Below are 710 nucleotides of genomic sequence, written 5' to 3' on the forward strand. Positions count from 1 at the left end.
GGTGAAGAAGTTATCTACCGCTTATGGTAAACCTACTACTCCTCACAAATTGCGACACACACTTGCGACACGTCTATATGAGCAAACAAAAGACAGTCTCTTAGTCTCCCAACAATTAGGACACAAAGGAACTGCAATGGTAGAAGTTTATGCACACGTAGCTGCAGAGACAACTAAGGAAGCCTTGAGTGATTTGTGATGTAGGACTATTATCACACCAATTTTTAAAGATACCGGATACACATTATAGCGGGGTATATGTACATTATTTGTCTGATTGCCTATGTGCATTACTCTCTTATGGGGAAACGGCATCATGGTTATAGAAGCTACCGTACAAAAAGTACGGTAGCTTTTCCCATTCAGAAAATGAAATGTTAGATTTTTGGCATTATTTATAGTAAGAGAATAATAAATGATGTTGGATACCATTTAAAATGTTGCTTTTGTACTTCTAAATTGCTAAAATTGTAGTACAAAAGCAACAAAAGGGGGGACAGGTATGTCAAAAAAAGAACTGTTACTTGACTATCTAGATAGGAACAATGGCATGATTACCTACAAGGATTGTAAAAAAATTGGTATTCCTACCATATATCTATCAAGATTAGAGAACGAGGGAGTTATTTTTAGGATTGCAAAAGGGATCTATTTATCTGCTAATGGAGACTATGATGAATACTATTTCTTTCAATATCGTTATCCTAGAA

Annotated in this window: 2 protein-coding genes; both read left to right on the forward strand. The window is 35.5% G+C overall.

Annotated elements, in window-relative coordinates; genetic code table 11:
* Nucleotides 1–199, forward strand: a 199-nt coding sequence (locus tag HMPREF2571_RS08365) for a tyrosine-type recombinase/integrase (RefSeq protein ID WP_176745588.1), incomplete at its 5' end; no start/stop codon positions are given.
* A gap of 303 nt (nucleotides 200–502) precedes the next feature.
* Nucleotides 503–710, forward strand: a 208-nt coding sequence (locus tag HMPREF2571_RS08370) for a type IV toxin-antitoxin system AbiEi family antitoxin domain-containing protein (protein ID WP_141760071.1), incomplete at its 3' end; no start/stop codon positions are given.

The sequence above is a fragment of the Streptococcus sp. HMSC068F04 genome, from assembly GCF_001837455.1.
In the GTDB taxonomy this organism is placed as follows: domain Bacteria; phylum Bacillota; class Bacilli; order Lactobacillales; family Streptococcaceae; genus Streptococcus; species Streptococcus salivarius_D.